Source organism: Phascolarctobacterium sp. (assembly GCF_045124115.1).
In the GTDB taxonomy this organism is placed as follows: Bacteria; Bacillota; Negativicutes; order Acidaminococcales; family Acidaminococcaceae; genus Phascolarctobacterium_A.
Genome location: NZ_JBGVLF010000041.1, coordinates 61,593 through 78,328 on the forward strand (window position 1 = coordinate 61,593; position 16,736 = coordinate 78,328).

Consider the following 16,736-nt stretch of genomic DNA (forward strand, 5'->3'; position numbering starts at 1 on the left):
TGCGAATGGAAAAATATGAGTTTAGAGAAGGATTAGTTTCTATTATTATGCCGGCATATAATGCTAGTAAATATATTGAAGTAGCAATACGAAGTGTTCTCGAACAATCATTTGAAAATTGGGAGTTATTGGTTATCAATGATTGTTCTACAGATAATACTGCGGAGTTGGTAAAGAAATATGAAGCACTTGATTCTAGGATTAGACTAGTTAATTTTGAGACTAATCAAGGCGTTGCATCTGCTAGAAATCATGGCCTGAATATTGCTGCCGGCGAGTATGTTGCGTTTCTTGATAGTGATGATGTATGGGAGAAAAATAAGCTAGAAAAACAGATTTCTTTTATAAAAATCCAGAAGGCTGATATGGTATGCACTGCGTACTCCATGATTAATGGCTCTGGTGACATTATAAAAAATAGAAGCGTACCTAAGGTGTTGACTTATGATGACCTGTTAAAGGAGAACGTCGTGATTTTTTCATCAACGCTTTTTTTACATAATGCTATAGAAAACTTAAAGTTTAGTAAAGAATGGTTTCATGAAGATTATATTTTCCTGCTAGATTTTCTTAGAAGTAATCACAGCATTGCTGGGCTAAATGATGTGTTAATGAAATACCGTATTCAGAATCAAGGGCGATCTTTTAATAAGATAAATGCTGCGAAAAATAGATGGCTTATATACAGACGTTATCTGAAACTTGGTATTATAAAAAGCTTATGGTATTTTAGTTCTTACACTGTTCGTGGCATTATTAAATATAAAATAGTTTTATGGAGTTATAGTACTTTTCTGTAGGTGATAATATGAACAATCAGAAAAAAGTAGGAGTGATTTGCTTTAATGAGCGAGGGCTCGTACCATTTGTTGAAAATTATATCCAAGCTTTAGAAAGACATGATATTGATTATGAGTGTATTTTTTGGGATAGATATACTAATGCCGAAACTGAGAAAAAAGGAAACATATATACTCTTCATGCAGTGTGCAAGCCGGGAGGAAGTAAGCTTAGCAAGGTTTTGCCAATGTTTAAATATAAATGGATAGTTGAACGGATAATAAAAAAGGAAAAATACACGCATTTAATTATATTGACAACACAACCTGGATTTTTGCTTCATGGTTTACTTTGTAAGAATTACAGCGGTAAATATATTTTTGACTATAGAGACTACACTTATGAACGATTTGAGTATTATAAAAATATAGTTAATGATTTGATAGATCAATCCTATTTTACAGCGGTATCTTCAAAAGGTTTTCTTAGATTTCTTGAACCGCATCAGAAAATGTATTTTTGTCATAATGTTACTAACCTAGAGAGCATTGTGTCAAACAAAATAGATATAAAAGGAAAAGATAACATTACCATAGGATTTGTTGGTGGAGTAAGGTATTTCAGCGAGAACGCAAAATTCTTGCAATCTTTAGCTAACATAAACAGATATACACTAACCTATGTCGGAAGACAAAATATTGATTGCGATTTGAAAAGTTATTGCAAGGAAAAGAAAATACTAAATACCATTTTTAAGGGGTCTTTTGATAATAACGAAAAACCTCGAATATATCAAACTATAGATATGATTAATTCAATCTATGGTAATCAAAGCCTTGAAGTAACTACCGCGTTACCTAACAGACTTTATGATGCATTAATTTATAAAAAACCAATAATTACTTCTGCAGGAACCTATTTAGGTAAAATAGTTGTAGAAAACAAAGTTGGTATTAGTGTTGATTTAGATAAAGATGATATACATGCTGTTATAGAGGATTATGTAAATAATTTTGATGCAAATATATTTAATGAAAATGCTGAGCGTTTGTTAAAACAGGTTCTTGATGAGCAACAGATGTATATCAACAAAATTGAAGAGTTCGTGAATTTAGAGGACTAAGTTGATATGAAAAAAATCTTACTTGTTTTTGGTACACGACCTGAAGCTATCAAGATGTGCCCCTTGGTAAACGAACTAAAGAAGCATAGTTGTTTTGCAGTCAAAGTGTGTGTTACTGGGCAACATAGGCAGATGTTGGATCAAGTGCTAGAGGCTTTTGTTGTGCAACCAGATTATGACCTTGCCATTATGAAGGAACGTCAGACGTTATTTGATGTTACTACAGAGGTACTGAATAAGCTAAAGTCTATTTTGGAAGCGGAGAAACCTGATATTGTGCTTGTGCATGGAGATACGACTACTACTTTTGCTGCATCTTTAGCGTGTTTTTATTTGAATATTGCTGTGGGGCATGTTGAAGCTGGTTTGCGCACTTATAATGTGGCTTCACCTTTTCCAGAAGAGTTCAATCGTCAAGCAGTTGGTATTGTAGCAAAGTATAACTTCGCTCCTACGGAAACTGCCAAAGAGAACTTGCTAAGAGAGGGTAAGAATGCAGAGCAGATTTACGTTACCGGTAATACTGTGATTGATGCCTTACAGACCACAGTAAAGGATTATTACCAGCATCCAGAATTGGAGTGGGCAAAGGGGAGTAGGCTTATCCTTTTGACTGCTCACAGACGTGAGAACTTGGGGGCGCCGATGCAATCTATGTTCCGCGCCATTAAGCGTATTGTTGATGAACATGAGGATGTAAAGGTTATTTACCCTATTCACATGAATCCTGTGGTACGCAGCACTGCTGCAGAAATTTTCTGTGATGACGATAAGATCCATATTATAGAACCATTAGACGTTTTAGACTTTCATAATTTTATGGCGAGAGCACATCTTATTCTTACAGATAGTGGAGGAATACAAGAGGAAGCACCTAGTTTGGGTAAGCCAGTTCTTGTAATGCGCGATACTACTGAAAGACCGGAAGGAATTGCTGCAGGTACGTTGCGATTAGTTGGAACTAAAGAAGATGTTATATATAGAGAGTTCAAACGCTTGTTGGATGACGTACAAGCTTATGAACGAATGGCACATGCAGCTAATCCATATGGTGATGGCCATGCGTGCGAGAAAATAGCTGATATTTTGGAGAAGAGATAGGTATCTTTCTTGTTTTAAAACAGGAGTGAATTTGATGAATGTTAGTAAGGTAAAGAATTGTTCTGGATGTATGCTTTGCAAGGCGATGTGTAGATTAAAATGCATTGAGATTGATACCGATCGAGAAGGTTTTATGGTACCAGTTGTTAGGCAGGACAAGTGTGTAAATTGTGGTGTGTGTTTGAAAAAATGTCCACAATATAATGCTGTACCAATAAATAAAGCAAGCAAAGTGTATGCATTGCAACGGAACGATGAGGATAAATTGAAGTTAAGTTCATCAGGTGGTTTGGGGTATGCTTTGGGTGAGTATGTCTTAAATAACGGTGGCATAGTATATGGATGTGTTTTTGACGAAAACATTAAAGCGGTTCATGTAAAATGCGATAGTATTGAGAAACTTAAGAAAACATGTTCTTCTAAGTATGTTCAAAGCGATTTTTCAGATGTTTATAGCACTATATTAGATGATTGCAAGAATTACAAGAGTGTATTGGTTGTAGGTACACCCTGTCAAATTGCAGCCATTAAGAACTATGTAGGCGATAGATATGACAATCTAATTTTGGTAGATTTGATTTGTCATGGTGTTCCAAGTCCGGAGCTTTTCAAAAAGTATCTTGATTGGAAGGCCGAAGATATGGGACAGGAAAATATAATTAGCTTCAACTTTCGTAATAAGAATAAAGGTTGGGGTACAACGTATCAAGCGGTAGCAGCAACGGCAACGGCAACGGCAACGGCAACGGCGGATCCATACTATGAGGGGTTTCTTTATGCCGAAAACTATCGTGAATGTTGTTATATGTGTAAATACGCTAAAGGGGAGCGAGTAGGAGATATTACTATTGGCGACTTTTGGGGAATACAACGTTTCCATGAGGAATTTGTACCTATTATGACTAAAGGTGTATCTGTTGCTCTGATTAATAGCAGAAAAGGTGAAAAACTCTTTAAATCAATAGCAGGTGAGTTTAAATACATAGAATCTACTTTTGATAAAGCTGCTTTTGAAAATTCTAATTTGGTTAGACCAGCATCTAGACCGGACATTAGAGATGAGTTTTATATAAAGATTGAACAAGAAGGATTTGATTGGGTAAATTTAAAGCTATATAAAAATAAGCGATATTACGTTAATTGGATTAAGAATGTTATGCCTAAGCCATTAAAAAGATTTATAAAACGGCTTATCGGAAGGAAATAAGAATGAAAACATTGACCATTACCTTACATGATACAGATAATTGCGGTTCATCCTTACAGTCTTTTGCTTTGCAGCATTTTTTATTAAGTCAAGGAATTGATAATGAATTAATAGATTACGTTCCTTCCTATACTCAGAATAATGGTAGAGCATTTAAGACTTTTTTGAGAAAGGTTATATTTTTTAAGGCTTCTCGTGAACGAAAACAAAAATTTGCAGATTTTAAGAATCGTTTTCTTAAGCTTACTAGGAAAAAATATACTACATACGATGAATTAAAAAAAGGTGGGTTAAGTGCGGAGGTTTACATTACTGGTAGCGACCAGCTGTGGAATAGTATGTATCTTTGCGGACAGGATCCAGCTTTTTATCTTGATTTTGTAAAAGAGGCTAAAAAGATAGGTTATGCTGTTAGTTTGGGTAGAGAAGATATACCTGAAGATAATCTTACAATCGTTCAAAAATATGCGCATGGTTTTTCTTGGCTCTCATTACGAGAATCTTGTGCTATTCATCAACTGAAAACTATTTTACCAAATGTTACTATGGATTATGTTTGTGATCCCGTGCTGCTTAATGAGGTTCAGGAGTATGAGCCCATTAAATCTGATAGACTTATTAAAGATAAATATATATTGGTATATTTGGCTCAAAAGTATGATAAGAAATCTTTGGATAAGGTTGTCGCTCATATTAAGGGAAATAAAGGTGTAAAGGTTGTATTTATTGGTACATACCTAAATCGCTGTACTTGTGATATCCATATTCGTGATGTTGCTCCTGGAGATTTTTTGAGCTTGATTGCTAATGCCGAATATATTATCTCTAATTCATTCCATGCTACAGTTTTCTCAATAATGTATAATAAGCAATTTATTGCAGTTATGCCTCCTGAGAACAGCAGTCGTATAAAAGAAGTGTTGGCTGTTGCTGGTATAAAGGGACATGAATATTCTAAAGATATGAAAGTTCCATATATAAGTGAAGGTGAGTATGAGGAAGTAAATAAACGTATTGCAACTTTTAGAGAAAAGTCAAGAGAGTTATTGATGAATAATTTGGGTAAATAAGTGGGGTAAAAAGTCAATTTTTGGAGAGTACGAATGGATTCAATGAATAAAAACAGTTTTTTGGTTAGTATTGTTGTTCCAGTTTATAATGCTGAAAAATATATCACTAGATGTGTTGAGAGCATAGTTAATCAGACATATGTAAATATAGAAATACTACTCATTGATGATGGTAGCACTGATAATGGCGGCTGCATTTGCGATACTCTTGCTAAAGATGATGTTAGAATAAGGGTCATTCACAAATCTAATGGTGGAGTTAGTAGTGCTAGAAACGTGGGAATAGAACTATGTACTGGTGATTTAGTGATGTTTGTAGATGCTGATGATACTATTGAAGATTGTTGTGTTGAGGAGTTATGTAAACCATTTTTTTCTAACAACAATGATATAGATATTTCCATATGTGGTTATAACGAATTTTTTCAAAAGAATAATTCTGTGAAAACATGGCTTCCAGTTGAGTTAAAAGGAGATATAAAGGTTGACTATTATGCATTAAGGAGTTATATATCTTCTCCTTGGGGAATCGCATACAGGAAATCCATAATATTAGAAAATAAAGTTCGCTTTCCTAACATGCGATTCGGAGAAGATCAATTTTTCAATTTCATGTATTTATATTGGGGTTATAGGTTTTGCTTTATAAACAAGGCTCTTTACAATTATTGGCACCATGACAATGAAAGTCTCAGTACTAAACGAGAGTTGAAAAGCTATGAAGGTTTTCTCGAACGTCTGAAATTTGAAAAGAAACTTTTAAAAAAATTGGAAATTAAACGTGACGTAGATATATTATGTAATCATTTCGTTGTAGGATTAGCACATTTTGCTGTTCTTGATGATGCCAAAAATGATTATGATAGTTTTAATTTTAGAGTGCAGCAAGGTATTGGAGTTTTAGATGGTAAGTTTGGAGCAGTTTCATTAAAAGCAAATGCAATGGCTTCACTGATCAAGTACAAACTCACATTTTTAGTATATATGTTGTATGTTGGTCGGTTTTACTTAAATAAGTATTTTAGGAGTAAAGGATAATTATGGGAATAAATAAAAGTTTTAGGGATGGATTATTTTTTCTTATATGTTTCTTTCTTCTATTTAATAATATTCCATTATCTATTCAAATAACAGCATTTGTTGGACCATTTGGTAGTAAATTAGTATGTTTTCCATTAATCATTGGCTTAATATATTCTTTGGTTATGCATTATAGATATAAAAATGTATTTGTTTCTATAAATGCCTTTAAAAAATTCTTATATTTTCTTTTTGGTGTTTCTTTTTTATCTTTGGTAACTGGTCTTTGGGTATTTCCCTATTATGATTTGATTTTAAAAGGTCCGCCTGAACAAATGGGTAAATTTCTGACTCTATTGAAGTTTTCAGGAAGATATACTGACTATTTATCTGATAAACAATTACTTTCCTTTTGGATGATAGTAAAACCAATTAGAGGACTTTTTTTGAATACAATTTTTTCCTTTGGTACCGCATACTTGATTTATTGCTGGTATCACGATGACTGGAAACGTGCTTTGAATATTATTACCAAAGCGGCACTGTGTTCTATTGGAGTAATTTTTGCATATTGTATTGTTGAAGTTAATTATCTAGCAGGCAGCCAATGGGCAACGAAGGTTTTAGAAACCATTAATCCATATATCCACGAAGTTAGAACAGATGGTAAATGGTGCCTCCTCTATTGTGGAAGGGGCAGTTACGTTCGCTATTTGCAGAGCCATCTTATTTCGGTATGTACAGCGCATTTTGCCTTCCGTTCCTTTGGTTGCAAATCATAAAGAAAAAACACTATTTATACATATGCGTAACTGTAATCATGACATTTTTACTATTCTTAACCAAGGCTAGAACAGGATTCATGCTTCACTTAGGAGAGCTTGTGTTGCTGTTGCTGGTAGTTCTCTTGTTGCGACAAAAAGAGAATTGGAAAGGTTTAGCAATTATATTATGTTGCAGTGCAGTAGCGTTTGTTGGTAGCAATGTTTTTATATCCAATTATATGACACCTAAAAATAATTCTCACCAAAAGATTGTTGCCCAAAAAAGAATGACTAAAAATGTAAAAACTACTATTTCTGATAGCATGAAAAATTACGTAGAAAGTAATGCTGCTTCCTTGGCTAATCCAGATAAACGTAGTAATCGTGCTAGGTATTCCGTAATGGAAGCGGATTTCAAAATAGGTTTAGACCATCCGTTACTTGGCGTTGGCATGGGTTTACGCGATGCGTATATGCCGGATTATTTTTCTAAAGCAGCTTTAAACAATGGTGAAGTAAAAATGTGGTTAAGCTTTCAGAAAAAATTAGGAGTATTGCGTTCAGGCTTTCCTAAATTAGGGGAGTATACAACTAGGTTTGCAGAAACAGGCTTGTTGGGATTAATGGCTTTCCTTTTTCCTCCAATGGTATTGATTCTCAATGTATTGAAACGATTGAGAAACGGCTGCGATGACGCAGCTCTTGACTATAGTGTATTCCTCGTAGCATTCCTTGGCATGATGGCTGCTGCTATAGGTGATAGCATCAATATTACATGGTGTTACTGGGTGTTGTTAGGTCTAGGATACGCCATGTGTTTTGGTAAAGACGAAAAGAAAGAGATTGAATGAATCAGCGTAAAATAGGAATTTTTATCAGCTATTTGAATATTGTACTTCATGCAGTAATCGGCTTTGCTTACGTACCCATCTTGCTTCATTACATCGGCAAAAGTGAGTACGGACTGTATCAGCTCATAGGATCCTTTATTGCCTATTTTGGCATCATGGATTTTGGACTTACCGCTGCAGTCATCCGCTTCTATGCAAAATACAAAGCATTGGGCGATAGAGTAGGCATGGAGAACGTCCTTGCTTTGGCAATGCGTGCTTATGCAGTTATAACTGCTGTACTTTTAGTCGTAGGCGGTGGTTTCTATTTCTGCCTGGATAAAATTTTCGCAGACAGTATGACCATAGCTGAAATTGCCAGTGCCAAACAGCTTTTCCTGCTCCTCTTAGTCAACATCGTGCTTACCATATCAACCATGGTTTTCCGTGCAGTCATCAATGCTCACGAAAAATTCCTTTTCCTTAAAGGTCTGGAAACCATTCAACTAGTAATGCAACCATTGCTGATTATATTAGTATTGCAGCAATATCCCAGCGCCTTGTCAGTGGCTGCGGTGCAAACAGTGTTGAACGTATTCCTAATTGGCGCACGCGTTTATTATTGCTTCTGCAAACTAAATGTAAGCATTAAATACCATTTCTGGGATACGGAACTGTTCGCTGGCTTCAAGCGTTTGGCATTAAGCGTATTCGTAGTAACCTTGATTGATCAGGTTTTCTTCAAAACCAACCAAGTTATTTTGGGCGTAATCAGTGGCACATTTGCTGTAGCAGTATATTCCATAGCCTCTTTAATCTACATGAACTATATGGCGCTTTCTACTGCCATCTCCGGTGTATATCTTCCCCATATTACGGAAATGATTGCCAACCAAGAGCCTGTACAGAAATTGTCTGCGCTGTTTATACAAATAGGACGATGGCAGTATTATCTGTTAGCGTTAGTTGCTAGTGGCTTCGTTATCTTTGGCAGGCAGTTTATCAGCATTTGGGCTGGCAATGGTTTTGAAGATGCATATATCATTACCTTGCTTATAATCATACCCTTTACTATCGACTTAATCCAAAATATCGGCCTTTCCATCATGCAGGCGCAGAATCGCTATGACTTCCGTGCCAAAATTTACTTCTGCATGGGTATCTTGAATTTGGCTTTAGCTATTCCCTTGGGTATAAAATTTGGCGGCATTGGTTGCGCCTTTGCTACAGGTTTATCTATGTTCATTGGTAACGGCTTGGTTATGAATTGGTATTATGCTAAGGTCACTGGCTTAGCTATCAAGGAGTTCTGGAGGCAGATAGGCAGGATTACCGTTGGCGTGGTATGCCTCTGTGCTGTAGGGTATCACCTAAATGATTGGTTGTATTCTAGTAGCAAGGTGTTATTTGTAGGTAAAATTCTGCTGTACACCATATGTTATGGCGTTTTGATATATAAAAACTGCATGAATGTAGATGAACAAACTAAAATAGCCAAAATACTAAACAAGTTTAAAAGATAAATTTTAAAGGAGTACACTCTCACCATGAAAAAAATCACTAAAGCCGTTATCCCCGCCGCAGGCCTAGGCACCCGCTTTCTGCCCGCCACCAAAGCCTGCCCCAAAGAAATGTTACCCATCGTAGATAAACCCACCATCCAATACATCATTGAAGAAGCCCTCGCTAGCGGTATCAAAGACATCTTGATCATCAGCGGCCGCAGCAAGCGTGCCATCGAAGACCACTTCGACCATACACCGGAACTGGAGTTGAACCTTAAAGAACATGGCAAAGACGAACTATTGGAATTGGTGCGTAAAATTGGCGATATCAACATCCACTACGTTCGCCAGAAAGAGCCTAAAGGATTGGGACACGCCATTCTTTGTGCCAAAACCTTTGTGGGCGATGAACCATTCGCCGTGCTTCTTGGCGATGATGTAGTCTATAACGATGAATACCCGTGCTTAAAACAGCTTATGGACGTTTACGATGCTACAGGTGGCAGCGTATTGGGCTGTCAAACCGTGCCTTTGGAGAAAGTATCAAGCTACGGTATTGTGGCTAGCGCACCTACAGATAAGGAACGCATTTACAAAGTAAGCGACATGGTGGAAAAACCTGCGGTAGAAGAAGCCCCCAGTCGTTTGGCTGTCCTTGGTCGTTACGTAATCACTCCGGAAATTTTCGAGATTTTGGAGCATACTGCTCCCGGACGCGGTGGCGAAATCCAACTGACCGACGCTCTGAAGGTTCTCGCCAAAGAACAGAACATGTACGCCTATGATTTTGTTGGTAAACGCTACGACGTAGGCGACAAATTTGGTTACTTGCAGGCTACAGTAGAGTACGCCCTGCGCAGGGACGATTTAAAAGGCAAATTCGTAGAATATTTAAAGGAAATAGTAAAATAGGAAGAATTTTTATGTCCACCATCACTGAAACCATCCACTCTTTACAACTTCATAACAAGCTTGTAGTGCTCCATAGCTGCGGCACACGCAGACATCAGGCGCTATTGGCAAAGCTTACCACAGGTTGTACTGTAGTGGACATGGCTTCGCCGGTTGTGCGGATGCAGGTAGAGCAGAACGCTGCTGCCTTCGTCAGCAGTTTGCAAACTATGGCTATGCCTTTGTATTTGGCCAACATTGACTACGCGCCCCAGGTATTGACCTTGCTATTGCAGGATGCAGGTCTGCCCTTAGGGAGCATTAGCGCAAGCTGCAACCAAACACATTATCTGCAGGAAGAATGTGCGGGGGAAAATGCGGGCCGCATTGCCTTTCTCGAACTGCCGCTTACCGTTGCTGCAAGCGCTCCTTTTGTCCCTACGGCTGACGTTTTGCAAACGTTACAGGATGCAGGGAGGACTACCAATATTCTAGAGAACATCCTCCTTGGCTTTATGGCAGATAAGGACGAAGCAGATAGTTACGTTCAACGCATTCTGCGTCAGGAAATCTCAGGCTTGGCAGGCCCCAAGGACGATTTGAAATTCTATCGCTTTTTGTGTGCTGCAGCCAGCCTCACGGCACTGCCTGTCAATACAGCGCGCCTAGGTGACATGGTTGGCGTGTCATTGCCTACAGTAAGGCGTTGGCTCAACCTTTTGGCAGGGGCTGGCATCATCTACTTGGTGCAGCCTGTGGCCAACATTCCCAAAAAGCGCTTGGTAAAAGCACCTAAAATGTTTTTCCGTGATACAGCGGTGGCTTGCGCCTTGCTGCAACTTGCCAATAGCAATGATTTATTGCGCAGCATCAACTACGGCAGAATTTACGAAAACTATGTCGTGAATTCTATTCGCGAAGGCTATTTGGAGCAGGGGAGAGAAGCAAAGCTTACTTTCTTTCAGGATTCTAACTATAAAGAGATTACCATTATTTTGGAGGTTGCAGGAGTTCTCTATCCCATGCTCATTACCGCCGGAGAATATAAAACAGCTAAGGTTGCCAAGCTGTTCAGCGTGCTAGAGCCATACGCTGCGGAACACGCGCTTGCTATGGGCAATGGTGTGGTTATGGTGCCTCATGGAGACACCAAGCAACTGCAGGATAGATTGTGGCAAGTAAATGTAACATCAATTTTATAAAGCAAAATGAAAAAGCCTCAGGTATATCTGAGGCTTTTGTGGTATAATCATATAAAATAAAAAAGCCGGAACCATAAAGTTCCGACTTGCATTTGCTTGGCTCCCCGAGTAGGACTCGAACCTACGACGCCCTGATTAACAGTCAGGTGTTCTACCGGCTGAACTATCGAGGAATTAGGTTGATCGCAATCAACGAAGATCATTTTACTGCAAGATAGGGGATTTGTCAACACTTTTTTGAAAAAATTCTTCTTAGCTTGTTAAGTAAAAAGGAATGCTAATTTTAGTGTTTTATGATATAATGAAAGCAGTTACAAAATGACTATAAGGAGATGTTACTAATGGAAACTGCTGTATTGTACGTTGTTGAAAACGGCGTAGCCACTATCACCATGAACCGTCCTAAAAGTCTGAACTCTATGAACGATGGCCTGATCAACGGTCTGCACGAAGCTTTGGATAAAGCTGTAGCAGATGCTGAGGTTAGATGCATCGTGCTCACCGGCAACGGCAAAGCATTTTGTGCCGGTGGCGATTTAAGCTATCTGAACAATTTGACTGGTACTGCGGAAAAGAAAGCCTTCATTGCTAAGGTTGGCGATGTTGCTAAACGCATTACTACTATTGAAAAACCTGTTATCGCTTGGGTAAACGGCGTAACTGCAGGTGCAGGCGTAAACTTGATGCTGGCTTGCGACTTGATTTATGCCAACACCAAAGCACGTTTTGGCGAAAGCTTTGCCAAAGTCGGCTTGATTCCTGACTGCGGTGGCTTGTACTTCCTGCCGAAAGCTATTGGCGTACATCGCGCTAAAGAATTGATGTTCACCGGCGATTTGATTGACGCTGCTACCGCGCTGCAGATTGGCATGCTTAACGATGTCTGCGAAGAAGAAACTTTAAAGGACACTGTTTATGCCATGGCGAACCGTTTGGCTAACAGCGCACCTTTGGCCATCGGCCTGACCAAGAAATATTTGAACAACACCGCCCTGACTTTGGACGAAGTGCTGGCTATTGAAGAAACAACCCAGCCTTTGCTCATGGGCACTGATGATTGCAAAGAAGGTATTGCAGCCTTCTACGAGAAACGCAATCCTGTTTTCACCGGTAAATAACATGGATTTAACAGAACCGTCACAGAAAACACACTGGCGGTTCTGTTTTCTTTTTGACTAAAGGTCGGACTTTGTTGTATAATTGTAATATTAAGAATAAAATTATCGGAGGCAACAATGCTGGATCTTAGTACTATGATATATCGCATTCCCGCCCTCTTGTTCGCCATCTCCATCCATGAATATGCTCACGCTCAGTGCGCAGACAGCATGGGGGATCCAACTGCCCGCTATAGCGGTAGGCTGACCTTGAATCCTTTGGCTCACCTTGACCCTATTGGCGCCATTCTTTTGGTGGTGGCAGGCTTTGGTTGGGCGAAAGGCGTGCCTATTAATACCAACAATTTCCGCAACCGTCGCGAAGGCGTCCTGAAGGTATCCTTTGCAGGGCCTGCAGCGAACCTGTTCCTGTGCTTTTTAGCTGCTCTGTTTATGGCGGTGTTGAACCGCATGGGTATGCTCAGCGACAGCCTGTACCGCTTTTTGCTGTGGATGCAGCTGTACAATGTGTGGTTCGCTTTCTTTAACTTGATTCCCGTACCGCCTTTGGATGGCTCCCGTATTTTGAGCGAACTACTGCCTGCCAAACAGTCTTGGCAGTTTAACAGCGTGGTAGACCGTTACGGCTTCTATATTTTGATTGCCTTGGTTTTCACCGGTGTTACCAGTATGATTATCAATCCTTTGGCTAACGGCTATCTGTTTTTGGTTAACGGTTTGTTAGGGATTATTTTCTAAATATGAGTGAAATTTCTTTAAAGCTAGCTGCTTTTGAAGGTCCTTTGGATTTGCTGATGCATTTAATCGAAAGGGAAAAGGTGGACATCTACGATATTCCTATTGTAGAAATCACAGAGCAGTATATTAGCTATTTACGCAATCTAAGCGAGTTTGATATGGAAACTGCCAGCGAGTTCCTGGTTATGGCGGCGACGCTTTTGCAGATTAAGTCCCGTATGCTGCTGCCCAAGGAGGAAAACGCTGACGAGGAAGAGGAAGTGGACCCGCGCCAACAGCTGGTGGAGATGCTGGTGGAATACCGCCGTATTAAGCGGGTGGCGAAGGAGCTTTTCTACCTGAAAGAAGAAGCTGACCGCTACGTGGCACGGGAGCCCATGTTCGCCAACTTGGTAGAGCGCAGTCTGCCACGTTATAGCGTTGAGGAACTGCTGAAGGCTGTAGCAGGCATGGTCAACGCTGATGAGCGGCCTGCAGCTTTTATCGAACCTCAAGCCTTTAGTGTGCAGGAAAAAATGGCGGATATTCTTGAGCGCTTGCAGCGGATGCCCAACGGCTTTCTGCTTAACGAGCTTTTCCAATCCGGTAAAGCGGGCGAAAAGGTAGCAGCCTTTTTGGGCGTGTTGGAACTTTTGAAGCTGGGGCTGGTAAGAATCAGCCAAACGCAGGCCTTTGCGCCTATTTATATTTTCCGTAAGCAAGGGGAGGAACGCCATGAATCATGAGCAAATGGTAGGAGCGCTGGAGGCAGTGCTGTTTGCCGTAGGAGAGCCTATTACCGTAGGCGAGCTTGCCAATGTACTGCAGCTGGATAAACCCTTGGTGTGGGATTTGCTGGCAACACTGGAACATGACTGCGAAGGAGAAAATCGTGGTTTAATGGTGCGCCATGTGGGAGAAGGGTACCAACTGGTAACGAAGCCCATTCACTACCGCTTGTTGACTAACTTAGGCAAGAAGAAGGAAGTAAAGCTGACTAATGCAGCCATGGAGACTTTGGCCATTGTAGCTTTTAAGCAGCCTGTGACTAGGGCGGAGATGGAAGCAATCCGCGGTGTCAAGGTGGACGGCGTTTTAAATACGCTGTTGGATTTAGGCTTGGTTATGGAAGCAGGGCGGAAGAAGGCTTTGGGCAACCCCATCTTTTACGCTACTACGGATAAATTTTTGACAGTCTTTGGTTTGGCATCCTTAAAGGATCTGCCCCAACCGGAGGTACGTCCCGAAGATGAACATGAGGCTGTACAGCAGGCTTTGGGCCTCGACAGTACGGCTATTGGTGAGAAGGAAGCAAAGGAAGAATAGATGGAAGAGCGTTTACAAAAGATTTTGGCGGCTGCAGGCGTAGCCTCCCGTCGAGAAGCAGAAAAAATTATCACTGCAGGCCGTGTACGTGTTAACGGCAAGATTGTAAAAGAATTAGGTAGCAAGTTTGACCCTGCCAAAGTACGCATTGCTGTGGACGGCAATCCCATTAAGGCAGAGAGCAAGGTTTACTACATGTTCTACAAGCCTCGTGGCGTAGTAACTACTATGAGCGACCCCCAGAATCGTCGCAGTATTGCGGATTTTGTCAAAGATCTGCCGGAGCGTGTGTTCCCTGTAGGCCGCTTGGATTACAATACGGAGGGCTTACTGCTTTTGACTAATGATGGTGCCTTGGCGCAGGCTTTGACCCATCCCAGCCATGAAGTAAACAAGACCTACTTGGTTAAAGTGCCCGGTATTGTGCCTGATGAAAAGTTTGATATGCTCCGAGTAGGCGTGAAGTTGGAGGACGGCATGACTGCTCCTGCAATCGTCAACCTGCGCAGCTATGAGCATGAGCATAATTTTACTGTATTTGATATTACAATCCACGAAGGCCGTAACCGTCAAGTACGTCGTATGTGCGATGCGATTGGTTTCCCTGTCCGCGATTTGAAGCGTATTAAAATGGGTCCCCTGAAGCTTAGCGACTTGGGGCGTGGCAAGTTCCGCGAACTCAATGATGATGAACTGGTTGCACTGAAAAAGGCGGCTAAATTATGAGCAAAGTTGTAATTATCGGCGCAGGTGCGGCAGGTCTTCTAGCCGGCATTACAGCAGCCCAAAATGGTGCGGATGTTACTATTTTGGAAAAAATGCGTCAGCCCGGTAAAAAGATGTTGATTACCGGCAAGGGCCGTTGCAATATTACCAACGCCTGCGAAATTCCCGAATTCATTAAAAATTTGCCCGGAAACGGAAGATTTTTAAATAGTGCTTTACATAGGTTCACAAATGATGATATAGTAATAATGTTAGAGTCTAATGGCTTGCAGACCAAGGTTGAGCGTGGTAACAGAGTTTTTCCTGTTAGCGACAAAGCTAAGGATGTGGTCGATACTTTGACGAAAATCTATACCCAGGCCGGAGGTAAGCTGCTGACGGATACCAAGGCTTTGGAAATCCTTATTAAAGATGGCAGGGCAGTGGGCGTAAAGACCATCAACGGTGTTTATCCTGCTGATGCAGTTATTCTTTGCGCAGGTGGCGCATCCTACCCGGGTACGGGCAGCGACGGCGGTGGTGCCAAATTGGCAGCTAAAGCAGGCCACAGCATTGTGCCTTTGAAGCCGTCCCTTGTGCCTTTGACCAGCGATTATCCCTATGTGGATGATTTGCAGGGGTTGTCCTTGCGCAATGTGGAAGCAACGCTTTTCGCTGATGGCAAAAAAATTGCCAGCGAGTTTGGCGAAATGCTCTTTACCCATTTCGGTGTATCCGGTCCTATTATCCTGTCCTTGAGCAATGCAGCCTCCAAAGCCATTGCTGATGGTAAGGAAGTGGAATTGTCCCTTGATTTAAAGCCTGCACTGAGCAGGGAAAAGCTGGATGCGCGCATCCAGCGTGATTTTAAGGAGTACAGCCGTAAGCAATTGGCAAACGGCATGAAGGATTTGCTGCCGCAGCGCCTGATTCCTGTAGTCTGCGACATGGCTTACTTGGATGAAGAAAAGTTCATAAACCAGATTTCTAGGGAAGAACGATTACGTTTACTGGATACGCTGAAAGGCTTTATGATTCCTATTACAGGTACGCGTCCCCTTGCAGAAGCAATCGTTACTGCAGGCGGCGTAGATGTTAAGGAAATCAACCCCAAAACCATGGAATCCAAGCTGGTTCCCGGTCTTTATTTTGCCGGTGAGGTTATGGACGTAGATGGTTATACCGGTGGCTTTAATTTACAGGCTGCTTTCTCCAGCGGTTATGCCGCAGGTTTGGCAGCAGCCAATTTAGAATAAAGTGTGGTTATGTAATTATGAAGAAAATTGTGGTCGCTATTGACGGTCCTGCAGGTGCAGGCAAAAGCACTATTGCTAAGTTAGTAGCAGAAAAATTGGGTTATGCCTACATTGATACCGG

18 protein-coding genes and 1 tRNA gene are annotated in these 16,736 nt (G+C 40.6%); 18 read left to right on the forward strand and 1 reads right to left on the reverse strand.

Features of this window, described 5'->3' with window-relative positions:
* The first annotated feature begins 5 nt into the window (after window positions 1–5).
* The 11 genes from ACJMM4_RS05835 to ACJMM4_RS05885 are packed head-to-tail and all read left to right on the forward strand — an operon-like array spanning window position 6 to window position 11,493.
* Window positions 6–800 carry a glycosyltransferase family 2 protein gene (locus ACJMM4_RS05835; RefSeq protein WP_405383553.1) on the forward strand — a complete coding sequence of 265 codons (795 nt, stop codon included), beginning with the start codon at window positions 6–8 and terminating at the stop codon, window positions 798–800.
* Between the two features lie 8 nt (window positions 801–808).
* Entirely contained in the window at window positions 809–1,903 is a 1,095-nt protein-coding gene (locus ACJMM4_RS05840; RefSeq protein WP_405383555.1) for a hypothetical protein, read from the forward strand.
* 6 nt (window positions 1,904–1,909) lie between these two features.
* Entirely contained in the window at window positions 1,910–3,004 is a 1,095-nt protein-coding gene (gene wecB, locus ACJMM4_RS05845) for a non-hydrolyzing UDP-N-acetylglucosamine 2-epimerase (RefSeq protein WP_405383557.1), read from the forward strand.
* A gap of 34 nt (window positions 3,005–3,038) precedes the next feature.
* The gene (locus ACJMM4_RS05850; RefSeq protein ID WP_405383559.1) at window positions 3,039–4,211 is read left to right on the forward strand and encodes a Coenzyme F420 hydrogenase/dehydrogenase, beta subunit C-terminal domain; all 1,173 of its coding nucleotides are present in this window, start codon (window positions 3,039–3,041) and stop codon (window positions 4,209–4,211) included.
* Window positions 4,212–4,213: 2 nt separating this feature from the next.
* Window positions 4,214–5,281 carry a polysaccharide pyruvyl transferase family protein gene (locus ACJMM4_RS05855; protein ID WP_405383561.1) on the forward strand — a complete coding sequence of 356 codons (1,068 nt, stop codon included), beginning with the start codon at window positions 4,214–4,216 and terminating at the stop codon, window positions 5,279–5,281.
* Between the two features lie 33 nt (window positions 5,282–5,314).
* Window positions 5,315–6,319 carry a glycosyltransferase family 2 protein gene (locus ACJMM4_RS05860; RefSeq protein WP_405383563.1) on the forward strand — a complete coding sequence of 335 codons (1,005 nt, stop codon included), beginning with the start codon at window positions 5,315–5,317 and terminating at the stop codon, window positions 6,317–6,319.
* Window positions 6,320–6,321: 2 nt separating this feature from the next.
* The gene (locus ACJMM4_RS05865; protein WP_405383565.1) at window positions 6,322–7,083 is read left to right on the forward strand and encodes a hypothetical protein; all 762 of its coding nucleotides are present in this window, start codon (window positions 6,322–6,324) and stop codon (window positions 7,081–7,083) included.
* Window positions 7,084–7,121: 38 nt separating this feature from the next.
* Window positions 7,122–7,916, forward strand: a complete 795-nt coding sequence (locus ACJMM4_RS05870; protein WP_405383567.1) for an O-antigen ligase family protein — start codon at window positions 7,122–7,124, stop codon at window positions 7,914–7,916.
* The gene (locus ACJMM4_RS05875) at window positions 7,913–9,418 is read left to right on the forward strand and encodes a polysaccharide biosynthesis C-terminal domain-containing protein (RefSeq protein ID WP_405383569.1); all 1,506 of its coding nucleotides are present in this window, start codon (window positions 7,913–7,915) and stop codon (window positions 9,416–9,418) included. Before ACJMM4_RS05870 ends, ACJMM4_RS05875 begins: the two co-directional genes overlap by 4 nt.
* A 24-nt stretch (window positions 9,419–9,442) precedes the next feature.
* A complete protein-coding gene (gene galU, locus ACJMM4_RS05880; protein ID WP_405383572.1) occupies window positions 9,443–10,312 on the forward strand; it encodes a UTP--glucose-1-phosphate uridylyltransferase GalU in 870 nt (289 codons plus the stop codon).
* An 11-nt stretch (window positions 10,313–10,323) separates the two neighbouring features.
* Window positions 10,324–11,493: an ATP-binding protein gene (locus ACJMM4_RS05885; protein WP_405383574.1), complete on the forward strand. Its 1,170-nt coding sequence runs from the start codon at window positions 10,324–10,326 to the stop codon at window positions 11,491–11,493.
* 97 nt (window positions 11,494–11,590) lie between these two features.
* On the opposite strand, the gene ACJMM4_RS05890 is transcribed toward ACJMM4_RS05885, so the two are convergent.
* Window positions 11,591–11,666 (reverse strand) — tRNA-Asn (locus tag ACJMM4_RS05890).
* 168 nt (window positions 11,667–11,834) lie between these two features.
* Here ACJMM4_RS05890 and ACJMM4_RS05895 point away from each other — a divergent pair.
* The 7 genes from ACJMM4_RS05895 to ACJMM4_RS05925 form a co-directional block, all read left to right on the forward strand.
* Window positions 11,835–12,611, forward strand: a complete 777-nt coding sequence (locus ACJMM4_RS05895) for an enoyl-CoA hydratase/isomerase family protein (protein WP_405383576.1) — start codon at window positions 11,835–11,837, stop codon at window positions 12,609–12,611.
* A 117-nt stretch (window positions 12,612–12,728) separates the two neighbouring features.
* The gene (locus ACJMM4_RS05900) at window positions 12,729–13,349 is read left to right on the forward strand and encodes a site-2 protease family protein (protein ID WP_405379450.1); all 621 of its coding nucleotides are present in this window, start codon (window positions 12,729–12,731) and stop codon (window positions 13,347–13,349) included.
* Window positions 13,350–13,351: 2 nt separating this feature from the next.
* Window positions 13,352–14,074: a segregation and condensation protein A gene (locus ACJMM4_RS05905; protein WP_405379451.1), complete on the forward strand. Its 723-nt coding sequence runs from the start codon at window positions 13,352–13,354 to the stop codon at window positions 14,072–14,074.
* Window positions 14,064–14,654: an SMC-Scp complex subunit ScpB gene (gene scpB / locus ACJMM4_RS05910; protein WP_405383578.1), complete on the forward strand. Its 591-nt coding sequence runs from the start codon at window positions 14,064–14,066 to the stop codon at window positions 14,652–14,654. The genes ACJMM4_RS05905 and scpB overlap by 11 nt, the downstream gene beginning before the upstream one ends.
* Window positions 14,655–15,380, forward strand: coding sequence for a pseudouridine synthase (locus ACJMM4_RS05915; protein WP_405379453.1), 726 nt, complete (start codon window positions 14,655–14,657; stop codon window positions 15,378–15,380).
* Window positions 15,377–16,615, forward strand: coding sequence for an NAD(P)/FAD-dependent oxidoreductase (locus ACJMM4_RS05920; RefSeq protein WP_405383580.1), 1,239 nt, complete (start codon window positions 15,377–15,379; stop codon window positions 16,613–16,615). The genes ACJMM4_RS05915 and ACJMM4_RS05920 overlap by 4 nt, the downstream gene beginning before the upstream one ends.
* Before the next feature lie 17 nt (window positions 16,616–16,632).
* Window positions 16,633–16,736, forward strand: a 104-nt coding sequence (locus tag ACJMM4_RS05925) for a (d)CMP kinase (RefSeq protein WP_405383582.1), incomplete at its 3' end; no start/stop codon positions are given.